We start from the raw sequence: 18485 nt of genomic DNA, 5'->3' as shown, positions 1-18485 counted from the left end.
TCAGCCAAAAGGTAATCCGGCCGCCAACAAATTTTGCAAAATTTGTTGGCGCACCGGACTCACAGTTGAGATGTCGGACGAAACATATTGCCCGGGGACAGTGTAAAAATCTCGGCTCCGTCTGCGGTAATGCCGATCGAATGTTCGAACTGCGCCGAGAGAGATTTATCCCGCGTCACAGCCGTCCAATCGTCGTTCAGCACCTCGGTTTCGGGTTTGCCGAAGTTGATCATCGGCTCGATGGTGAAAAACATGCCTTCTTCCAGCACCGCACCGGTGCCCGGACGGCCATAATGCAGCACATTTGGCGGCGCATGGAATACCCGGCCCAAGCCGTGGCCGCAAAAATCGCGGACAACGGACATGCGGTGGCTTTCGGCATAAAGCTGGATCGCATGACCAATATCGCCAAATGTATTACCGGGCTTGGCCGCCGCGATCCCATGCATCAGCGCGTCATGGGTCACGTCAATCAGTTTTTGCGTCCGGGCGGGCAAATTTCCAGCAACATACATGCGGCTTGTATCCCCGAACCAGCCATCCACAATCACCGTCACGTCAATGTTGAGGATGTCACCATCCTTCAGCGTGTCATCGGTGCGGCGCTTTTCAAGGTTTCGCGAAATTGTCTCGGATGCTGACATCGGGATGGGCGCACCGGGGATTCCGTGGCAGACTACGTGGTTTACCGAAATGCAACTGGCGTGTCGATAACCTTTATAACCGATGGTCGCCGATGTCGCCCCGGCATCTGCAACCCACTGGGTAATCAGGCGGTCCAACTCGCCCGTGGACTGCCCCGGAACGACGTGCGGGGTGATGTCATCAAGGATCTGCGCGGCAAGCGCGCCTGCAACGCGCATTCCGGCAAAGTCGGATGGGTCGTGAATGCGAATTCCGTCTTTCGTCAAGCGGCCTGTATTAGTCTGCACGTGCTTTGTCCTTTTCGTCTTATCATAGGGCCACATAGGCCAAACCCGCGTCAACTTCTAGGGTTCGAACAGGATTGCCCTGTCGGGGATGATCGCCTTGGGGGTGATGTGACAACGCAACGCCAAAACTTGCACTCCCGCGTTTTGTGCGCGGGCAAAGCCTGTTGCATAGGCCGGATCAAGATCAGCAGCGAGAGTCATGGCCGTGCAGTCTGTGCGCTGGACAAGGTAAATCATCACAGCGCGATGCCCGGTGCGGGCCATCTGAGCGAGCGCGTCCAGATGCTTGGCCCCGCGCGCGGTCACGCTGTCGGGAAATTCGGCCAGACCCGACCGGCGCGACAAGGTGGCGCTTTTGACCTCGACATAGGTGTCGGGCCCTTCACCCGACAGCAAGAAATCAACGCGGCTGCTGGCGCCGTATCGCACCTCTGGCCGGACCATATCATAATTCGGCAGGCCAGGGATCTGATGCGCCAGCAACGCCGTTTTGACCACCTTGTTCGGGATCGACGTATCAACGCCGGTGAAATGGCCGTTTTCGTGATCGACCAACCGCCAACCGAATTTCAGCTTCTTTTTGGGGTCGGCATTGGGTTCGACCCATATTTTCGCCCCCGGTTCAGCCAGCCCCATCATTGACCCGGGATTGGCGCAATGGGCGGTCACCTCGTGCCCGTTCTCCAGCCTGATATCGGCCAGAAACCGTTTGTAACGGCGGATCAGACGGGCGGGGACAAGAGGCGTGGCAAATTCCATAATCGCCCCTATAACCTGTTCCACCAATCAGGAGAACCGCCATGTCAAACCCCACCGCCGCCATGCTTGTCATCGGTGATGAAATCTTGTCCGGGCGCACCCGTGACGCCAATATGCATCATCTGGCCGGGCAATTGACCGCGGCGGGCATCGACCTGAAAGAGGTGCGAATCATCAGCGATGATGCCCCCGCGATCATCACAGCAGTGCAGGCGCTGTCGGCAGGGTTCGACCATGTGTTCACCAGTGGCGGGATCGGCCCCACCCATGACGATATCACAGCTGATTGCATCGCTGCCGCCTTTGATCGGCCGATTGACGTGCGCGAAGATGCCCGCGCCCTTTTGCAGGCGCATTATGATCGCTCTGGTCAGGAATTGAACGCGGCCCGCCTGCGGATGGCGCGCATCCCCGATGGGGCCGTGCTGATCGACAACCCGGTCAGCACGGCCCCCGGCTTTACCCTGCGCAATGTGCATGTGATGGCAGGTGTGCCATCAGTGTTTGAGGCGATGGTAGCCAGCGTTTTGCCCAGTCTGACAGGCGGTGCGCCCCTGTTATCACGGACCTTGCGGCTGGTGCGCGGCGAAGGCGACATCGCGGGGCCATTGGGGGCGTTTGCCGCGGCCCACCCTGATTTGTCAGTCGGGTCTTATCCCTTTGTCAAAGACGGCGTTTATGGCAGCAACATCGTTGTGCGCAGCAGTGACGCAAGCAAACTGGACAGTGCGATGGACGCATTGACCGCACTGTTTGCCTGATGCCGCTGCCCGACGCCCAAATGCTTTTTGCCGTGATCGACGGCACATGGCCTGCCACAGCTAAAACGGCGCTTGGCCCATGGACCATCAGGCTGGACCCAAGCGATAGCAGTCGGGTCAGCGCTGCCACGGCGGAACAGGCCATAACAGACGCGGATGTGCCGCAAGCCGAAATGGCCATGCGCACCGCCGGGCAAATACCCCTTTTCATGATCCGTGAAGGCGATGATACGCTGGATGCGCTGCTGGCCGCGCGTGGTTACCTCATCAAAGACCCGGTGCGTCTTTATGCGGCGCTGGTGGCCGATATTGCCACACAGCGCCCGCCGCCGGTGACCACTTTTGATGTCTGGCCGCCCTTGGCCGTGCAGAATGAAATTTGGGCAATGGGTGGTCTTGGGGCCGCGCGGCTGGCCATCATGCAGCGTGCGCCACACCCAAAGACAACGATCCTCGGGCGGATGAACGACCGTCCCGCTGGCACGGTCTTTGTTGGCACCGCTGGCACCTGCGCAATGATCCATGCTTTGGAAATTGCCAAGCCGCACCGAAGGCAAGGGCTGGCAAAGTATATGATGCGTGCGGCGGCGTTTTGGGCGCAGGCGCAGGGGATGGATTTCCTGACGCTGGCTACCACGCAGGCGAATAAAGGGGCAAATGCGCTCTATGCTTCCCTCGGGATGACGGTTGTGGGACACTACCACTATCGCATCCTGCCGGGAGGGAACCTGTGACAGAAAAACCCACCGCTCTTGACCTGCCCATGGTCGATCCGTTGCCGGAAAAGACGCAAAAATATTTCAATGCCTGCATGGACAAGCTGGGGATGATCCCGAACGTCCTGAAAGCCTATGCCTTTGACATCGACAAGCTGAACGCTTTTGCCGGGCTTTATAACGACGTGATGCTGGCCGACAGCGGGCTGACCAAACTAGACCGCGAAATGATTGCGGTCGCCGTATCATCGATCAACAAATGCTATTATTGTCTGACGGCGCATGGCGCGGCCGTACGTCAGTTGTCGGATGATCCCAAATTGGGTGAAATGCTGGTGATGAACTGGCGTGTCGCACCTTTGGATGCGCGGCAAAGGGCGATGCTGGAATTTGCGGAACGCATGACCGTTTCCAGCGCCACGATTGCTGAAAAGCACCGCGATGCATTGCGCCAAGTGGGTTTTTCAGACCGCGATATTTGGGACATTGCCGCAACTGCCGGGTTCTTCAACATGAGCAATCGCATCGCTTCGGCCACCGACATGCGCCCGAATGATGATTACCACGCACAGGCGCGATGATCTTTTTTCGCCTTTGCTTTCTTTGCACACTCGCCACGGCTGTTGATGCGCAAACACTGGCATTTCCCGGCAACGCCAGTTTGCAGCGGACTGAGACGCAGGCGCTGGACAGCTATGTCATGCCGGTGGGCGTTTGGAATAGCGGCATCATGCCCACCCAAGTGGTCGAAGGTCAGGTCACGCAGCAGGCGTGGCGGATTCCGGCCGCGGGGCTGACAACACTGCAACTGTTGCGCCCCCTGCGCGAACAACTGCGTAACGACGGATATCGCGTTATCTTTGAATGCCAGACCGAGGCTTGCGGTGGCTTTGATTTCCGCTTTGGGATCGACATGTTGCCACCGCCTGAAATGCAGATCAACATTGGCGATTTTCGCTTTCTGGCGGCGGAACGGTCTGGTGATGCGGGCATCGAATACGTCAACTTGTTTGCAAGCCGCACGGCACAGGCCGGTTTTGTGCAGGTGACAATAATAAACCCTGCAGGGACCGTTAATGATGTGCCGCCATTACCTACACCTGTGGCCCCGCAGCAAGTTGCACCGCTTGATCAGGCAAGCCTTGCGGCGCAGTTGGACAGCGCCGGGCATGCGGTGCTGGCAGATCTGAGGTTTGCCATTGGATCAGCACAGTTGGACATCGCTGAATTTGCATCACTGCGGGCGCTAGCCGATTATCTGCAGGCCCATCCTGACCGGACTGTCGTGCTTGTCGGCCATACCGATGCTGTTGGCGCGCTAGAGCCGAACATCGCCCTATCGAAACGCCGGGCCGGGGCCGTGCTGAACAGCTTGGTGGCTGATTATGGCGTCAGCCGCGGGCAGCTTGCGGCCGAAGGCGCAGGATATCTGGCGCCGATCGCCACAAATGCCACCGAACAGGGGCGCGATACGAACAGACGGGTGGAGGTGGTCCTGACGTCCACCGTTGACTAACGAATCAAAGCATCGTCAATATAGTCCGCGACACGGGCACAATTTCAATGAAAAATTTGGTGGAGCCTAGGGGGGTCGAACCCCTGACCTCTTGCATGCCATGCAAGCGCTCTCCCAACTGAGCTAAGGCCCCATTTGCAACAACCTGTTGCGACATGCTGTCTATGCAGCACATCGGGCGAGATCAAGTGGTAATCACGCCCGATGTATCGAAATTAATCGTCGTCGTTGGTTGCGACATCCGCCAGTTCGTCAAGCGAAACTGTATCGTCGTCATCTTCCAGCACATCATCGCCCAAATCAACGTCTTCATCCTCATCGTCATCAAGGATCAGGTCATCATCTTCGACTTCGTCCTTAACTTTCTTGGATTGCGCGTCTTCGGCATCCGCGACCATGGTGCGGGTCTTGGATGTGTCAACTGTGACTTCTTTACCGGTGTAAGGGCTGATGATCGGTGTCGCGTTCAGGTCGTAAAAGCGTTTGCCGGTTTCAGGGCAAAGACGCTTTGTGCCCCATTCTTCCTTAGGCATAGGCTATCCCTTCAAAAATCTGGTCAATCCCTTGCGGGTGATCGGTGCCAACTGCCATAAGCGTCTGATGGTGTCAAAGGCTTTGGCACGGGAAAATAACGAAAGTTGGATATGGGCCGCCATAGGATTGAAGGCAACCCCCCAATTGAGGTCACGCTACGCCGTTCCGCGCGGGCAAAAAGGCTGTCTTTGCGGGTGTCGCGGCTGGATGGTCGCGTGACCCTGACGCTGCCGCAGCGATTGCCGGAACGCGAGGGGCTGGCGTTTCTGCACAGCCGCGAAGATTGGCTGCGCGGGCATCTGGAGGAAATGGCCCCGGCGCATCTTGTCCGGCCAGGCGGGACTGTTCCCTTTGAAGGGCGCGACCTTGCGGTGCGGGCGGCTGGTGTGCGGCGGGCGCGGTTGCTGCCGGATGAAATTCTGGTCCCGCAGGGTGCAGTCGCTGGTGCACTGGTGCGGGTTTTATTGAAAGCCGCCGCACGCGACAGGTTTGCCGCTGCATCAGACCATTACGCCACAGTGCTGGGCCTGACGTATGCGCGTTTGTCCTTGCGCGATACGCGGTCGCGCTGGGGATCATGCACCAGTCAAGGGGCGCTGATGTATTCGTGGCGGTTGGTCATGGCCCCGCCGCCCGTGCTGCAATATGTGGCGGCCCATGAAGTGGCGCATCTGGTTGAAATGAACCATTCAGCAGCTTTCTGGGAAATCGTTGCGCAATTATACCCCGACCATGCCGCCTGCCGCCGTTGGCTGCGTGAAAATGGCGATCGGTTGCACCGGGTCCAGTTCGGTGATTGACGCAACCCGCTTTGGCGATCACAAGATTGCACATGCTGATCCAACCCCGCCCCCTTGACCCCACGACCGCCGCGCATGAACGGGTTTATCGTGCCCTGCGCAGCCGCATCATGCACGGCGAAATCGCCCCTGGCGCAGCCCTGACCCTGCGCGGCATCGGCAAAGCCTATGACGTGTCGATGACCCCCGCGCGCGAAGCAGTGCGCCGGTTGGTCGCGGAAGGGGCGCTGTCGTTTTCATCATCCGGGCGGGTGTCCACCCCCGCGCTGTCGAACGACCGGATCGAAGAACTGGCCACATTGCGCGCGCTTTTGGAATCAGAACTGGCATCGCGCGCCTTGCCGCGTGCGCATATGGCCCTGATTGACCGGTTGGAAACCATCAACAACAGTGTCAGCCAAATGATCGCGCGGCATGATGCAGCAGGCTATATTCGCCTGAATCTGGAATTTCATCGCACGCTTTACCTGCGCGCACAGGCCCCTGCGATGCTGGCCATGACAGAAACTGTCTGGCTGCAACTTGGCCCGACGATGTGCGCGCTTTATGGCCGTTTGAACCGGCAAGAGCCGCCCCATCATCACAAGCTGATTCTGGCCGCGCTGAAGGCCGGCGATGAACCCGGGTTGCGGCTGGCCGTGCGTGCGGATGCGACGCAAGGATTGCGGATGCTCAAAGCCTAATTGGCGGCGTAACTGTCCAGATCGTCAAGGACTGTGGCCATAATACGGCGAAAATCCTGACCCGGAACACCAAGGCCATAGGCCAATTTTGTCACGAATTGATATTCCGCAGGCAGCATGGGCATTTCAAACATCGTGATCAAAAGCGCGGCATAGATCATCGCGTCTTTTTCCCTGTCGCGCAGCCCTGCGCCAAAAGCAATGTAATCATCAAGCGACAGGTTCAGATCACTGTGGTCAGCCATGCGGATGATGTCTGCGGTCGAAAAATTGCGCCGCGTCAGTCGTTTGGCCGCGCGACCAATCAGGCCCAGTTCCTTTGAGCCGACAAGCCCGTCGCATTTAGCAGCATGGCACATAACAGATACGATCTGTTCTGCCGCCATTTTCCGCATCGGGCCGTTGGGATCATACCCCAATATGGACCTCACCCGCCGCAAGATGACCACAAGCATGGTCAAGGCAATCGCGGCAAGCAGCCCATAGGTTTTTAGGTTGCGCCGGATATCGTTGCTGGCCACGATCGGAATATCCGCCGGGATAAGGTCCAAAGAATGCGCGATGATCATCTGCTGTGTTGAAAAGGGGCGGTCTTCGGTCATGCAATTATCGTCAGACAAGGCATAGCGCTGCACATCGCTGGTCAGCGCATTGCCAAAGACCCGAAAGCTGCGCGTGACATAACATAACGACAAGTTCGCACGGCCTGAACCCGCGATGCTGGTCTGGGCAACAAATTCAAGCTCTGTGGTGAAGCCGGTCACGCTTGTGTAAGCGTGTGTTGGGAAAGTGGATAACCACACCAACAACCCCGCAAGAACAAGCTTTTTCATAACAATCTCAAAATTACACTCGATACCCTAACACGAAATCATGAAATTATGGCGTGGTTATGGTGATCGATAACCATGAATCGGGCGTTTCTAAAGAATAACGTGAAAAGGCAAAGACCTGCACATACTAAAATCGGGGCGGGCACAGGCCCGCCCCTGATATTTCCTGTCAGGCGTGGATTGCGCCGTTCCCACAAGCGAGCGCCGCTTCGCGCACGGCTTCGGAATAGGTGGGGTGCGCATGGCAGGTGCGCGCCAGATCTTCGGCAGCGGCACCAAATTCCATCGCGACGCAGATTTCGTGGATCAGGTCACCCGCCATCGGGCCAATGATATGCGCGCCCAAGATGCGGTCTGATTCCTTGTCTGCCAGAATTTTCACAAAACCTTCGCCAGCGAAATTGGCCTTGGCGCGGGCGTTGCCCATGAATGAAAACTTGCCAACTTTATAGGCACGCCCTTGTTCTTTCAGGGTTTCTTCGGTTTCGCCAACATTGGCGACCTCGGGGTGGGTATAGATCACGCCGGGGATCACGCCATAGTTCACATGGCCATGTTGCCCCGCGATCACCTCGGCCACGGCCATGCCTTCGTCTTCGGCCTTATGGGCCAGCATCGGGCCTGCGATCGTGTCACCGATGGCATAGACGCCTGCAACATTGGTGGCATATTTGCCATCGGTCTTGATCTGGCCCCGGTCGGTCAGTTCAACGCCCAGCGCATCAAGGCCCAACCCATCGGTAAAGGGTTTACGGCCCGTTGCGACCAGCACGGTGTCTGCTGTCACCTCGTGTGCGCTGTCGTCCTTGCGCAATTTATAGGTGACAGTAGCCTTTTTGTTCTTGACGCTGACACCCTGCACAGCGGCCCCCAGCGTAAACTTAAGCCCCTGTTTTGTCAGCATCTTCTGGAATTGCCGGGCGATTTCGGCATCCATGCCGGGGGTGATCCCGTCAAGAAATTCGATCACGCTGACCTCGGTGCCCAGTCGGGCATAGACAGACCCCAGCTCAAGCCCGATCACACCCGCGCCGATCACGACCATGGTTTTAGGGATCTTGGGCAGTTCCAGCGCCCCGGTCGAGGTGACAACGATCTTTTCGTCAATCTCGATCCCCGGCAGGCCAGAAGGCGCAGACCCCGTGGCAACGACGATATGTTTGGCTTCGTGGGTGTCATCACCCACCTTGACCTTGCCGGCCGCGGGGATGCTGGCCCAGCCTTTGATCCAGTCGATCTTGTTCTTTTTGAACAGAAATTCGATGCCACCGGTGTTTTGCGCAATGGTCTTGGCCTTGTAATCCAGCATCTGCTGCCAATCGACCGATGGCGCCTTGCCCTTCAACCCCATGTCGGCAAAATTATGTTCCGCCTCGTGCAACATATGGGTTGCGTGCAGCATCGCTTTGGACGGGATGCAGCCGACGTTCAGACAGGTGCCGCCCAATGTTTCGCGGCCTTCGATACAGGCGACTTTCATGCCCAGTTGGGCGCAACGGATCGCAGCGACATAGCCGCCGGGGCCGGCACCGATTACGATGACATCATAGCTGGACATAAGCTCTCCTTCAGGGTGGTCAGAACAAGGCTGACAGTATCATAAGAATGGTCGCAAAAAACCCCACAGCCCAGATCAGCGACCGCCATGGGGTCAGGCCGAAATAATAAGCGGGGATATAAAAAATACGCGCGCCCAGATAGGCCCAGGCGCAGGCGGCGGAAAACCCGGTGCCCTTGTCGCCCAGCGTGACGACGACAACGGCAATGGTGAACAGGATCAAGCCTTCGAAATGGTTGTTGAGCGCGCGTTGCAGGCGGCCCGCGTTTATCGTCAGGGCGCGGGGTTCATCGCGCGGCCCCATCGCATATTTTGGCCCGACGGCCATATTCGCCGCAACCGAATATGCCATGAATTGCAGGGCTTGCAGAATCGCCGCGAGGGCGAGGACGGTGAGTTCGGGTGTCATCTAGCTTCCTAATCGTCCATTTTTCCTTGCCTGGATGAAGTCCCGCCCTGTGTTGCGGATGTCATCACAAATCCATCAGCAACCGGCGCGGATCCTCAAGCGCCTCTTTCACGCGCACAAGGAAGGTCACGGCGCCCTTACCGTCCACGATCCGGTGGTCGTAGGACAGCGCCAGATACATCATCGGACGGATCACAACCTGACCGTTGATTGCCATGGGGCGATCCTGAATCTTGTGCATCCCCAAAATCCCCGACTGCGGCGGGTTCAGAATGGGCGATGACATCAGGCTCCCGTAAACCCCGCCGTTGGAAATGGTAAAGGTGCCGCCCTGCATTTCAGCCATCGACAGTTTGCCGTCGCGCGCCTTGGCGCCCATTTCGGCAATCGCTTTTTCAATTGCGGCGAATGACATCTGGTCGGCGTCGTTGATCACCGGCACGACAAGGCCCGTGGGCGTGCCTGCCGCGATGCCCATGTTGACGTAGTTCTTGTAAACCACATCGGTGCCGTCGATTTCGGCATTCACCTCTGGCACCTCGTGCAGGGCATGGATGCAGGCCTTGGTGAAAAAGGACATAAAGCCAAGTTTCACGCCGTGCTTTTTCAAAAACAGGTCTTTGTATGCGTCGCGCAGGGCCATCACCTCGGTCATGTCGACCTCGTTATAGGTGGTCAGCATGGCGGCGGTGTTCTGGCTGTCTTTAAGGCGCTTGGCGATGGTCTGGCGCAGACGGGTCATTTTCACCCGTTCTTCGCGGTCGGCCTGTGCGGCGGGGACAGGCGCACGCGGGGTCGCAACAGCTGCGGGCGCGCTGGGTTTTTCGGACAGTGCTTTCAGCACGTCCTCTTTCATCACGCGGCCATCCTTGCCGGTGCCCTGCACATCCGTCAGATCGTTTTCCGCCATCAGTTTCTTGGCTGACGGGGCGTCTTCGACATCTTTTTTCGCCGCAGCAGGGGCGGCTGTGGCTTTGGGTTCTTCGGCGGGCGCCTCTTTGGAGGCCTCTGCCTTGGGGGCCTGGGCGGCGGCGCCTTCGGCGATTTGCGCCAGCAGCGCGTCAACGCCAACGGTCTCGCCTTCGGCGGCCACGATTTCAGACAGGGTGCCGGCAACGGGGCTTGGCACCTCGACCGTGACCTTATCCGTCTCAAGCTCGCACAGCATTTCATCAACAGCCACGGCATCGCCGGGCTGTTTGAACCATGTGGCGACCGTGGCCTCGGTCACGGATTCGCCAAGTGTGGGGACGCGGACTTCGGTGGTCATTGCTTTGATCCTTCGATGGTCAGGGCGTCATTAACGAGCGCCTGTTGTTGTGCTTTGTGTTGGCTGGCAAGGCCCGTTGCGGGGCTGGCCGCAGCCGCGCGCCCGGCATAGACGGGCCTTGTGTGTTTGGCTTTGATACGCGTCAGAACCCATTCGAGATTGGGTTCCATAAAGCTCCATGCGCCTTGGTTTTTAGGTTCTTCCTGACACCAAACCATGTCGGCATTCTTGAACCTTTCCAGTTCGTTTACCGCCGATTGCGCGGGGAAGGGATAGAACTGTTCAAACCGCATCAGATAGATATCGTCGATTCCGCGGGCGTCGCGTTCTTCCAAAAGGTCATAGTAAACCTTGCCCGAACACATCACGACGCGCTTGATCTTGTCATCGGACACCAGGCTGGTTTCGGAATTGCCGTGCTGGGCGTCATCCCACAGAACGCGGTGGAAGCTGGAGCCGGTGGTGAATTCTTCAGCCCGGGAAACGGCCATTTTGTGCCGCAACAGTGATTTTGGCGTCATCAGGATCAGCGGTTTGCGGAAGGTGCGGTGCAGTTGGCGGCGCAGCAGGTGGAAATAGTTGGCCGGTGTCGTGCAGTTGGCCACGATCCAGTTGTCGCCGCCGCACATCGTCAGGAACCGTTCCAGACGCGCGCTGGAATGTTCGGGCCCTTGCCCTTCGTAGCCGTGCGGCAGCAGGCAGACCAGGCCGGACATGCGCAACCATTTGCTTTCGCCCGACGAAATGAACTGATCAAACATGATCTGCGCGCCATTGGCAAAGTCGCCAAACTGCGCTTCCCATAGGGTTAGTGCGTTGGGTTCGGCTAGACTGTAGCCATATTCAAACCCAAGAACCGCGTATTCCGACAGCATCGAATCGATGGCTTCGTATTGCGCCTGACCTTCGCGGATGTGGTTCAGCGGGTAATAGCGTTTTTCGTTTTCCTGATTGATCAGGGCCGAATGCCGCTGGCTAAAGGTGCCGCGCGTGCTGTCCTGACCTGACAAGCGCACCGGGTAACCTTCGGAGAGCAGTGACCCAAAGGCCAGCGCCTCGCCCGTGGCCCAGTCAATGCCTTTGCCGGTTTCGAACATCTGCGCCTTGGCATCCAGCAGGCGGCCAACGGTCTTGTGCAGCGGCACCCCTTCGGGTGCAGTGGACAAAGCGCGGCCAACTTGCTTGAACGTTGCCTCGTCGATGGCGGTTACGCCGCGTTGGTATTCTTCTTTCTCGCGGTTGAGATGCGACCACTTCCCGTCCAGCCAGTCGGCTTTGTTGGGTTTATAGGTTTTACCCGCTTCGAATTCTTCATTCAGATGCGCCTGGAACGCGGCTTTCATATCCTCGATTTCGCCCTCGGGGATCAGCCCGTCCTTCACGAGGCGTTCTGTGTAAAGCGTCAGCGTCGTTTTCTGCTTTTTGATCTTGTTGTACATCACCGGATTGGTGAACATCGGCTCGTCGCCTTCGTTGTGACCAAAGCGGCGGTAGCAGATGATGTCCAGCACCACGTCCTTGTGGAATTTCTGGCGGAATTCCGTGGCAACGCGGGCAGCATGGACCACAGCCTCGGGGTCGTCGCCATTGACGTGGAAAATGGGCGCTTCGACCATCAGGGCTATGTCGGTCGGGTAAGGCGAGCTGCGCGAAAAGTGCGGTGCCGTTGTGAAACCGATCTGGTTGTTGACCACGATATGCATCGTGCCACCTGTCTTGTGGCCGCGCAGGCCCGACAGGCCAAAGCCTTCGGCAACAACGCCCTGTCCGGCAAAGGCCGCATCGCCATGCAGCAGCACGGCCATGACCTTGGTGCGGTCTTTGTCGCCTTTCTGGTCCTGTTTGGCGCGCACTTTACCCAGCACAACGGGGTTCACTGCCTCAAGGTGCGAAGGGTTCGCGGTCAACGACAAATGGACGTTGTTGTCGTCAAAGCTGCGGTCGCTAGAGGCGCCAAGGTGGTATTTCACATCGCCCGATCCGTCGACATCCTCGGGTTTGAATGATCCGCCCTGAAATTCGTTGAAAATCGCACGATACGGTTTTTCCATCACGTTGGCCAGCACCGACAAACGCCCGCGGTGCGGCATTCCGATCACGATTTCCTCAAGCCCCAGCTGGCCACCGCGTTTGATGATCTGTTCCATCGCGGGGATCAGGCTTTCGCCGCCGTCAAGGCCAAAACGTTTGGTGCCCATGTATTTGACATGCAAGAATTTTTCGAACCCTTCAGCCTGCACAAGGCTGTTCAGAATCGCCTTGCGGCCGTTCTGGGTAAAGCTGATTTCCTTGCCGTATCCTTCGATACGCTCTTTCAGCCAGCCCGCTTCTTCGGGGTTTGAAATATGCATGTATTGCAGCGCGAATGTGCCGCAATAGGTGCGCTGCACGATGGCCATGATTTCCGCCATCGTGGCGATTTCCAGCCCCAGCACGTTGTCGATGAAAATCGGCCGGTCCATGTCCTTTGCGGTAAAGCCGTAACTGGCGGGGTCCAGTTCAGGGTGGGATTGGGTCTCGCGCATGCCCAGCGGGTCAAGATCGGCAATCAGGTGGCCGCGGATGCGGTAGGCGCGGATGATCATCAGTGCGCGCACACTGTCCATCACGGCGTTGCGCACCTGTGTTTCATCAAGTGTCACGCCTTTTTCAGCAGCCTTCGCCTTGATCTTATCACCTGCGGCCTTGGGTTCTGCGGGCCACTGGCCATCAAGCGCGGCTGTCAGGTCGTCATTTGGAACCGGCGGCCAGTCATGGCGTGCCCAGCTTGGCCCTGATGCCTCTGCTTGCGCGTCCCCGGGCGCGTCACCCAAATTGCGGAAAAACGCCTGCCAGCTTTCGTCAACAGCCCCGGGATTGTCGGCATAGCGGGCGTAAAGCTGTTCGACATATTCCGCATTATGCCCCTGCAGAAAACTGGAGGCGTGGAAAACGTCGTTGGGGGAATGGTCATTCATCGGTGGACCTCTGTTTCAATCGTAGGGCGGGGCTTGCCCCGCCATTGTTATCCGTGTCGGGGTTTAACCCCGACTTACCCAATCGCTTTCAGCACAGCCTCGCCCAGCGTTGCAGGGCTATCGGCCACCACGATGCCGGCGGCTTTCATCGCCTCGATCTTGGATTCAGCATCGCCTTTGCCGCCAGCCACAATCGCACCGGCATGGCCCATGCGACGGCCCGGAGGCGCCGTGCGCCCGGCGATGAAACCGGCTGTGGGTTTCCAGCGGCCTTTCTTGCGTTCATCAGCCAGGAACTGTGCTGCGTCTTCTTCGGCTGATCCGCCGATTTCACCGATCATAATGATCGACTGCGTCTCAGGGTCGGCCAAAAACATTTCCAAAACGTCAATATGTTCGGTGCCCTTGATCGGGTCGCCGCCAATGCCAACAGCGGTTGACTGGCCCAGCCCGCTGTCAGATGTCTGTTTCACAGCCTCATAGGTCAGCGTGCCGGAACGGGAAACAACACCAACCGACCCGCGTTTGTGGATGTGGCCGGGCATGATGCCGATCTTGCAGGCGTCAGGCGTGATGACGCCGGGGCAGTTTGGCCCAATCAGGCGGGATTTGGACCCTTCCAGCGCGCGCTTGACCTTCATCATGTCCAGCACGGGGATACCTTCGGTGATGCAGATGATCAGCTCCATTTCCGCGTCGATCGCTTCGAGGATACTATCAGCCGCAAAGGGGGGCGGCACGTAGATGACGGATGCGTTGGCTTCGGTCACGTGCCTGGCCTCGTGGACCGAGTTGAATACGGGCAGGTCCAGATGGGTGGTGCCGCCCTTGCCGGGGGTGACTCCGCCAACCATCTTGGTGCCATAGGCGATGGCCTGTTCGGAATGGAATGTGCCTTGGCTGCCGGTAAGACCCTGACAGATGACGCGGGTGTTTTCGTTAACGAGAATGGCCATGAGAGGCTCCTTGGGAATCTTGCGGGTAAGGTGGGTTTGAACCCACCCTTACGGGTTAACCTTTTACAGCTTTGACGATTTTCTGTGCGCCGTCTTTCAGGTCGTCGGCGGCGATGACATCAAGGCCGGAATTACGGATGATTTCCTTGCCTTTTTCAACGTTCGTGCCTTCCAGACGAACAACCAGCGGAACTTTCAGGCCCACCTCTTTCACGGCGGCGATCACACCTTCGGCGATCACGTCACACCGCATGATCCCGCCAAAGATATTAACCAGAATACCTTTCACGTTGGGGTCGGACGTGATGATCTTGAACGCTTCGGTCACCTTCTCTTTCGTCGCGCCGCCGCCCACGTCCAAAAAGTTGGCGGGTTCGGCGCCGTAAAGTTTAATGATGTCCATCGTCGCCATGGCAAGGCCCGCGCCGTTGACCATGCAGCCGATTTCACCATCTAGCGCGATATAATTCAGGTCAAATTTCGACGCTGCCAGTTCTTTGGGGTCTTCTTCGGTTTCATCCCGCAGCGCCGCGATGTCAGCCTGCCGATAAAGCGCGTTTCCGTCAAAGGCGACTTTGGCGTCCAGCACCTTCAGATCGCCCTTGTCGGTCACGATCAGCGGGTTGATTTCCAGCATCTCCATGTCTTTTTCGGTGAATGCCTTGTAAAGCTGGCCCATCAGCGTGACGCATTGTTTGATCTGCGGCCCTTGCAGACCCAGCGCAAAGGCTATGCGGCGGCCGTGGAACGGCTGATAACCGGTGGCGGGGTCCACGGTAAAGTTCACGATCTTTTCAGGGGTATTGGCGGCGACTTCTTCAATGTCCATGCCGCCTTCGGTCGAACAGACAAACCCGATGCGGCTGGATTGACGATCAACCAACAGCGCGAGATAAAGTTCGGTTTCAATCCCAGATCCGTCTTCGATATAGATGCGGTTGACCTGCTTGCCCGCAGGCCCGGTTTGATGTGTCACCAGCGTGCGGCCAAGCATTTTGCGGGCTTCTTGCGCGGCTTCTTCCACGGATCTGGTCAGGCGCACGCCACCGGCATCACCGGCATCGGCTTCTTTGAATTTGCCCTTGCCACGGCCACCTGCGTGAATTTGTGCCTTTACCACCCACAGCGGGCCATCAAGTTCACCGGCGGCGGTTTTGGCATCTTCGGCGCGGGTGACGGGGCGGCCGTCGGAAACAGGTGCACCGTAGCTGCGCAGCAAGGCTTTCGCCTGATATTCGTGGATGTTCATAGGACTTGTCCAATTTGGCTTCAATTGAAGCCATATAAACCACAGCCTATGAACAGTTTCTAACCGAAATCATCATTGCCTCTGAATATTCGAACATTTGTGATCACAGGTTTTTATACTGTGATCACAAAATTTCCAAACGCAGCCGCCGCCGATCATTTCAAGAGATTCGCGGGGTGGGATTGTAGATGGCTAAAATGAAAAAGGGTCGCCCTTGGGCGACCCTTTGCTATTCAGTGCCCAGGTTATCAGGCAAGGCTGCTGTCGATCGCCTTGCACGCCGCGACCAGACCTTTGACCGCCTCGACAGATTTGTCGAACATGGCCTGTTCAGCTTTGTTCATCTTGATCTCGACCACGCGTTCAACGCCGCCTTCGCCGATGATGGTGGGCACGCCAACATAGAAACCGTCAAGCCCGTATGCGCCGTCAACATGTGCCGCACAGGGCAAAAGGCGTTTCTGGTCTTTCAGATAGGCCTCTGCCATTTCGATCGCCGATGTGGCAGGCGCATAAAAGGCGGAACCGGTTTTCAGCAGGCCGACGATTTCAGCGCCACCGTCACGGGTCCGCTGCACGATCGCGTCCAGTTTGTCTTGCGTGGTCCAACCCATATCCACCAGATCAGGCAGAGGGATGCCACCCACCGTGGAATAGCGGGTCAGGGGCACCATCGTATCGCCGTGGCCGCCCAGAACAAAGGCCGTCACGTCACGCATGGAGACTTCGAATTCGTCCGCAAGGAAATGCCGGAAACGTGCACTGTCCAGCACACCTGCCATGCCGCAGACCATATTGTGCGGTAGCCCGGAAAATTCGCGCAGCGCCCAGACCATCGCATCCAGCGGGTTGGTAATGCAGATGACAAAAGCGTTTGGCGCATGTGCCGCGATGCCTTCGCCAACGGATTTCATGACCTTGAGGTTGATCCCCAACAGGTCATCACGCGACATGCCGGGCTTGCGTGCCACACCGGCGGTCACGATGCAAACATCGGCACCTGCGATATCGGCGTAATCGTTTGTCCCTTTGAAGCTACCGTCGAATTTGGCGGCAGGGCCGGATTCGGCTATATCAAGTGCCTTGCCTTGGGGGATACCTTCGGCAATGTCGAAAAGCACAACATCGCCGAGTTCTTTTACAGCGGCGAGGTGCGCGAGCGTGCCGCCGATTTGTCCGGCGCCGATAAGGGCAATCTTGGGTCTGGCCATGAAAATAGATCCTTTGTGGTTTGGATTTAGGCGACGGGGTAAGCCTTTGAAGGGCCGCTGGCAAGGGTGCTGCGCTGCGGCATCACATATTTCGCCATGGTCATGATTGCGCAAGCACAGTAATCAGGCAGAGTGGTGTCGCACCGGCGGAGCGTGATGTGCTTGAATTTAATTGGCAATTCTTCGCGGTTGGAATTCCAGCGATCATGTTTGCCGGGATTTCCAAAGGCGGGTTCGGGTCGGGTGCTGCTTTTGTCGGCGGTGCGGTTCTGGCGATGGTGGTGCCGCCGGGGGCGGCGCTGGGGATCGTCTTGCCGGTTTTGATGGTGATCGACGCGGCAACGCTAAAGCCCTATTGGCGCAAATGGCACTGGCCGTCTGCCAAAGGGATCATCATCGGTGCCCTACCGGGAATTGTGCTGGCCGCTTTGATTTATGCCTATGTGAATGCAGATGTCTTTCGCCTGTTGATCGGTGTAATCTGTCTGGCATTTGTGGCGTATCAGCTTGCCCGTGCCCGCGGATGGCTATCGGTGCGGCAAATGGCCTTTTCCCGAACCGGTGCATGGATTGCCGGGGGGGTCGCGGGGTTTACCAGTTTTATCAGTCACGCCGGTGGTCCGCCCGTGGCGGTTTTCCTGTTGTCGCAAGGCCTGGCCAAGACGACCTATCAGGCGACGACGGTCATTGCCTTTTGGGCGATCAACTGGATCAAGGTTCTACCCTATGCCTATTTGGGCATATTCGGATGGGATACGATCATGGGCAGTGTTGTGCTGGCCCCTTTTGCGCTGATCGGTGCATGGGTTGGCGTTCGGATGCATCATTTTGTGCCAGAGCGGCTGTTTTTCGGGCTCACTTACGTTCTTTTGGTGGCAACGGGCGTGCGGCTGATCTGGTTGGCGCTGACGTGAAAACCCCGATCAGCTGGCCGTGGTCTTGCAAAATGCGGCGAATAATGTCCGGCGCTCAACGCGGGACAAGACAGCGTTCAGCTGCTGAAACGCCTGACCGGCCGCCACAAGACAGGTTGGCCCGCCGGGCCGGGTCTGCGTAATGGTCCAACTGCCGGTTTCCATCGCGACGAAGATTTCGACAACGGAATCATCATCGCGCAGCCCGATGGATTGGCGGCTTTCGCCAAAATGTTCAGCCAGTCGCGCCACAACCGTGTTATGGTCTGCGCATGTCTGCGTTTGGGCATTGGCTTGATTGGCTGCCAGCAACATGGCACCAATACCGAACAACATCAGAAAAAATTTATGCTTCATCGCAGGCATCTTTACAATTGGGGGCCAGGGCGAAACGCGCCGTGCCGTCAGAAAGTGTTGCAAGTCTGAA

The 18485-nt window shown here is 57.7% G+C and carries 19 protein-coding genes and 1 tRNA gene; 7 read left to right on the top strand and 13 right to left on the bottom strand.

Translation table 11 applies throughout. The annotated features are described in order from the left end of the window. Nucleotides 1–59: 59 nt before the first annotated feature. Nucleotides 60–932, bottom strand: coding sequence for a type I methionyl aminopeptidase (gene map, locus IBX59_RS00230; protein WP_296371142.1), 873 nt, complete (start codon nucleotides 930–932; stop codon nucleotides 60–62). Nucleotides 933–989: 57 nt separating this feature from the next. Beyond that, nucleotides 990–1691, bottom strand: a complete 702-nt coding sequence (sfsA, locus tag IBX59_RS00225; RefSeq protein ID WP_296371139.1) for a DNA/RNA nuclease SfsA — start codon at nucleotides 1689–1691, stop codon at nucleotides 990–992. A 41-nt stretch (nucleotides 1692–1732) separates the two neighbouring features. On the opposite strand from sfsA, the gene IBX59_RS00220 reads away from it, so the two are divergent. Genes IBX59_RS00220 through IBX59_RS00205 form a run of 4 tightly spaced genes read left to right on the top strand, consistent with a single transcriptional unit; the run spans nucleotide 1733 to nucleotide 4684 of the window. Further along, nucleotides 1733–2452 (top strand): molybdopterin-binding protein, encoded by a 720-nt coding sequence (locus tag IBX59_RS00220; protein WP_296371137.1) that lies wholly within the window; start codon nucleotides 1733–1735, stop codon nucleotides 2450–2452. Beyond that, entirely contained in the window at nucleotides 2452–3186 is a 735-nt protein-coding gene (locus tag IBX59_RS00215) for a GNAT family N-acetyltransferase (protein WP_296371135.1), read from the top strand. The genes IBX59_RS00220 and IBX59_RS00215 overlap by 1 nt, the downstream gene beginning before the upstream one ends. Beyond that, nucleotides 3183–3749 carry a peroxidase-related enzyme gene (locus IBX59_RS00210; protein ID WP_296371133.1) on the top strand — a complete coding sequence of 189 codons (567 nt, stop codon included), beginning with the start codon at nucleotides 3183–3185 and terminating at the stop codon, nucleotides 3747–3749. The genes IBX59_RS00215 and IBX59_RS00210 overlap by 4 nt, the downstream gene beginning before the upstream one ends. Further along, the gene (locus IBX59_RS00205) at nucleotides 3746–4684 is read left to right on the top strand and encodes an OmpA family protein (protein ID WP_296371131.1); all 939 of its coding nucleotides are present in this window, start codon (nucleotides 3746–3748) and stop codon (nucleotides 4682–4684) included. Before IBX59_RS00210 ends, IBX59_RS00205 begins: the two co-directional genes overlap by 4 nt. A 57-nt stretch (nucleotides 4685–4741) precedes the next feature. Here the strand turns inward: IBX59_RS00205 and IBX59_RS00200 are convergent. Beyond that, a tRNA-Ala gene (locus IBX59_RS00200) sits at nucleotides 4742–4817 on the bottom strand. An 82-nt stretch (nucleotides 4818–4899) separates the two neighbouring features. After that, nucleotides 4900–5217, bottom strand: coding sequence for a TIGR02300 family protein (locus tag IBX59_RS00195; protein WP_296371129.1), 318 nt, complete (start codon nucleotides 5215–5217; stop codon nucleotides 4900–4902). Nucleotides 5218–5328: 111 nt separating this feature from the next. On the opposite strand from IBX59_RS00195, the gene IBX59_RS00190 reads away from it, so the two are divergent. Together IBX59_RS00190 and IBX59_RS00185 are read left to right on the top strand one after the other, a co-directional pair. Beyond that, a complete protein-coding gene (locus IBX59_RS00190) occupies nucleotides 5329–6018 on the top strand; it encodes a M48 family metallopeptidase (RefSeq protein WP_296371127.1) in 690 nt (229 codons plus the stop codon). A gap of 32 nt (nucleotides 6019–6050) precedes the next feature. Then, the gene (locus IBX59_RS00185) at nucleotides 6051–6701 is read left to right on the top strand and encodes a GntR family transcriptional regulator (RefSeq protein ID WP_296371125.1); all 651 of its coding nucleotides are present in this window, start codon (nucleotides 6051–6053) and stop codon (nucleotides 6699–6701) included. On the opposite strand, the gene IBX59_RS00180 is transcribed toward IBX59_RS00185, so the two are convergent. From IBX59_RS00180 to mdh, 8 genes are all read right to left on the bottom strand, one after another. Further along, entirely contained in the window at nucleotides 6698–7534 is an 837-nt protein-coding gene (locus IBX59_RS00180; RefSeq protein ID WP_296371123.1) for a TerB family tellurite resistance protein, read from the bottom strand. The two genes, IBX59_RS00185 and IBX59_RS00180, sit on opposite strands and share 4 nt — an antisense overlap. Before the next feature lie 169 nt (nucleotides 7535–7703). Then, the gene (gene lpdA, locus IBX59_RS00175) at nucleotides 7704–9092 is read right to left on the bottom strand and encodes a dihydrolipoyl dehydrogenase (protein ID WP_296371121.1); all 1389 of its coding nucleotides are present in this window, start codon (nucleotides 9090–9092) and stop codon (nucleotides 7704–7706) included. Nucleotides 9093–9111: 19 nt separating this feature from the next. Then, nucleotides 9112–9501 (bottom strand): MAPEG family protein, encoded by a 390-nt coding sequence (locus IBX59_RS00170; protein WP_296371119.1) that lies wholly within the window; start codon nucleotides 9499–9501, stop codon nucleotides 9112–9114. Between the two features lie 64 nt (nucleotides 9502–9565). Beyond that, nucleotides 9566–10771 (bottom strand): 2-oxoglutarate dehydrogenase complex dihydrolipoyllysine-residue succinyltransferase, encoded by a 1206-nt coding sequence (gene odhB / locus IBX59_RS00165; protein WP_296371117.1) that lies wholly within the window; start codon nucleotides 10769–10771, stop codon nucleotides 9566–9568. Continuing rightward, on the bottom strand, nucleotides 10768–13728 hold the full coding sequence (locus IBX59_RS00160; RefSeq protein ID WP_296371116.1) for a 2-oxoglutarate dehydrogenase E1 component: 2961 nt from the start codon (nucleotides 13726–13728) through the stop codon (nucleotides 10768–10770). Before IBX59_RS00160 ends, odhB begins: the two co-directional genes overlap by 4 nt. A 74-nt stretch (nucleotides 13729–13802) precedes the next feature. Further along, on the bottom strand, nucleotides 13803–14684 hold the full coding sequence (sucD, locus tag IBX59_RS00155) for a succinate--CoA ligase subunit alpha (protein ID WP_296371113.1): 882 nt from the start codon (nucleotides 14682–14684) through the stop codon (nucleotides 13803–13805). Between the two features lie 55 nt (nucleotides 14685–14739). Beyond that, nucleotides 14740–15933: an ADP-forming succinate--CoA ligase subunit beta gene (gene sucC / locus IBX59_RS00150; RefSeq protein WP_296371112.1), complete on the bottom strand. Its 1194-nt coding sequence runs from the start codon at nucleotides 15931–15933 to the stop codon at nucleotides 14740–14742. Between the two features lie 248 nt (nucleotides 15934–16181). Then, nucleotides 16182–17144, bottom strand: coding sequence for a malate dehydrogenase (gene mdh / locus IBX59_RS00145; protein ID WP_296371110.1), 963 nt, complete (start codon nucleotides 17142–17144; stop codon nucleotides 16182–16184). Nucleotides 17145–17302: 158 nt separating this feature from the next. On the opposite strand from mdh, the gene IBX59_RS00140 reads away from it, so the two are divergent. Then, a complete protein-coding gene (locus tag IBX59_RS00140; RefSeq protein WP_296371108.1) occupies nucleotides 17303–18058 on the top strand; it encodes a sulfite exporter TauE/SafE family protein in 756 nt (251 codons plus the stop codon). 9 nt (nucleotides 18059–18067) lie between these two features. On the opposite strand, the gene IBX59_RS00135 is transcribed toward IBX59_RS00140, so the two are convergent. Then, nucleotides 18068–18415, bottom strand: coding sequence for a hypothetical protein (locus IBX59_RS00135; protein ID WP_296371106.1), 348 nt, complete (start codon nucleotides 18413–18415; stop codon nucleotides 18068–18070). Nucleotides 18416–18485: the final 70 nt, after the last annotated feature.

Source organism: Yoonia sp. (assembly GCF_014859355.1).
Taxonomy (GTDB): Bacteria; Pseudomonadota; Alphaproteobacteria; order Rhodobacterales; family Rhodobacteraceae; genus Yoonia.
The sequence above is the reverse complement of the archived record's forward strand: the minus strand, read 5'-3'. Positions and strand labels throughout refer to the sequence as shown.

What these genes read in the sequence shown, in the direction of transcription:
- sfsA (WP_296371139.1), bottom strand. Translation starts at nt 1,691, where the DNA reads ATGGAATTTGCCACGCCTCTTGTCCCCGCCCGTCTGATCCGCCGTTAC.
- IBX59_RS00220 (WP_296371137.1), top strand. Translation starts at nt 1,733, where the DNA reads ATGTCAAACCCCACCGCCGCCATGCTTGTCATCGGTGATGAAATCTTG.
- IBX59_RS00215 (WP_296371135.1), top strand. Translation starts at nt 2,452, where the DNA reads ATGCCGCTGCCCGACGCCCAAATGCTTTTTGCCGTGATCGACGGCACA.
- IBX59_RS00205 (WP_296371131.1), top strand. Translation starts at nt 3,746, where the DNA reads ATGATCTTTTTTCGCCTTTGCTTTCTTTGCACACTCGCCACGGCTGTT.
- IBX59_RS00195 (WP_296371129.1), bottom strand. Translation starts at nt 5,217, where the DNA reads ATGCCTAAGGAAGAATGGGGCACAAAGCGTCTTTGCCCTGAAACCGGC.
- IBX59_RS00190 (WP_296371127.1), top strand. Translation starts at nt 5,329, where the DNA reads ATGGGCCGCCATAGGATTGAAGGCAACCCCCCAATTGAGGTCACGCTA.
- IBX59_RS00185 (WP_296371125.1), top strand. Translation starts at nt 6,051, where the DNA reads ATGCTGATCCAACCCCGCCCCCTTGACCCCACGACCGCCGCGCATGAA.
- IBX59_RS00180 (WP_296371123.1), bottom strand. Translation starts at nt 7,534, where the DNA reads ATGAAAAAGCTTGTTCTTGCGGGGTTGTTGGTGTGGTTATCCACTTTC.
- lpdA (WP_296371121.1), bottom strand. Translation starts at nt 9,092, where the DNA reads ATGTCCAGCTATGATGTCATCGTAATCGGTGCCGGCCCCGGCGGCTAT.
- IBX59_RS00170 (WP_296371119.1), bottom strand. Translation starts at nt 9,501, where the DNA reads ATGACACCCGAACTCACCGTCCTCGCCCTCGCGGCGATTCTGCAAGCC.
- odhB (WP_296371117.1), bottom strand. Translation starts at nt 10,771, where the DNA reads ATGACCACCGAAGTCCGCGTCCCCACACTTGGCGAATCCGTGACCGAG.
- IBX59_RS00160 (WP_296371116.1), bottom strand. Translation starts at nt 13,728, where the DNA reads ATGAATGACCATTCCCCCAACGACGTTTTCCACGCCTCCAGTTTTCTG.
- sucD (WP_296371113.1), bottom strand. Translation starts at nt 14,684, where the DNA reads ATGGCCATTCTCGTTAACGAAAACACCCGCGTCATCTGTCAGGGTCTT.
- sucC (WP_296371112.1), bottom strand. Translation starts at nt 15,933, where the DNA reads ATGAACATCCACGAATATCAGGCGAAAGCCTTGCTGCGCAGCTACGGT.
- mdh (WP_296371110.1), bottom strand. Translation starts at nt 17,144, where the DNA reads ATGGCCAGACCCAAGATTGCCCTTATCGGCGCCGGACAAATCGGCGGC.
- IBX59_RS00135 (WP_296371106.1), bottom strand. Translation starts at nt 18,415, where the DNA reads ATGAAGCATAAATTTTTTCTGATGTTGTTCGGTATTGGTGCCATGTTG.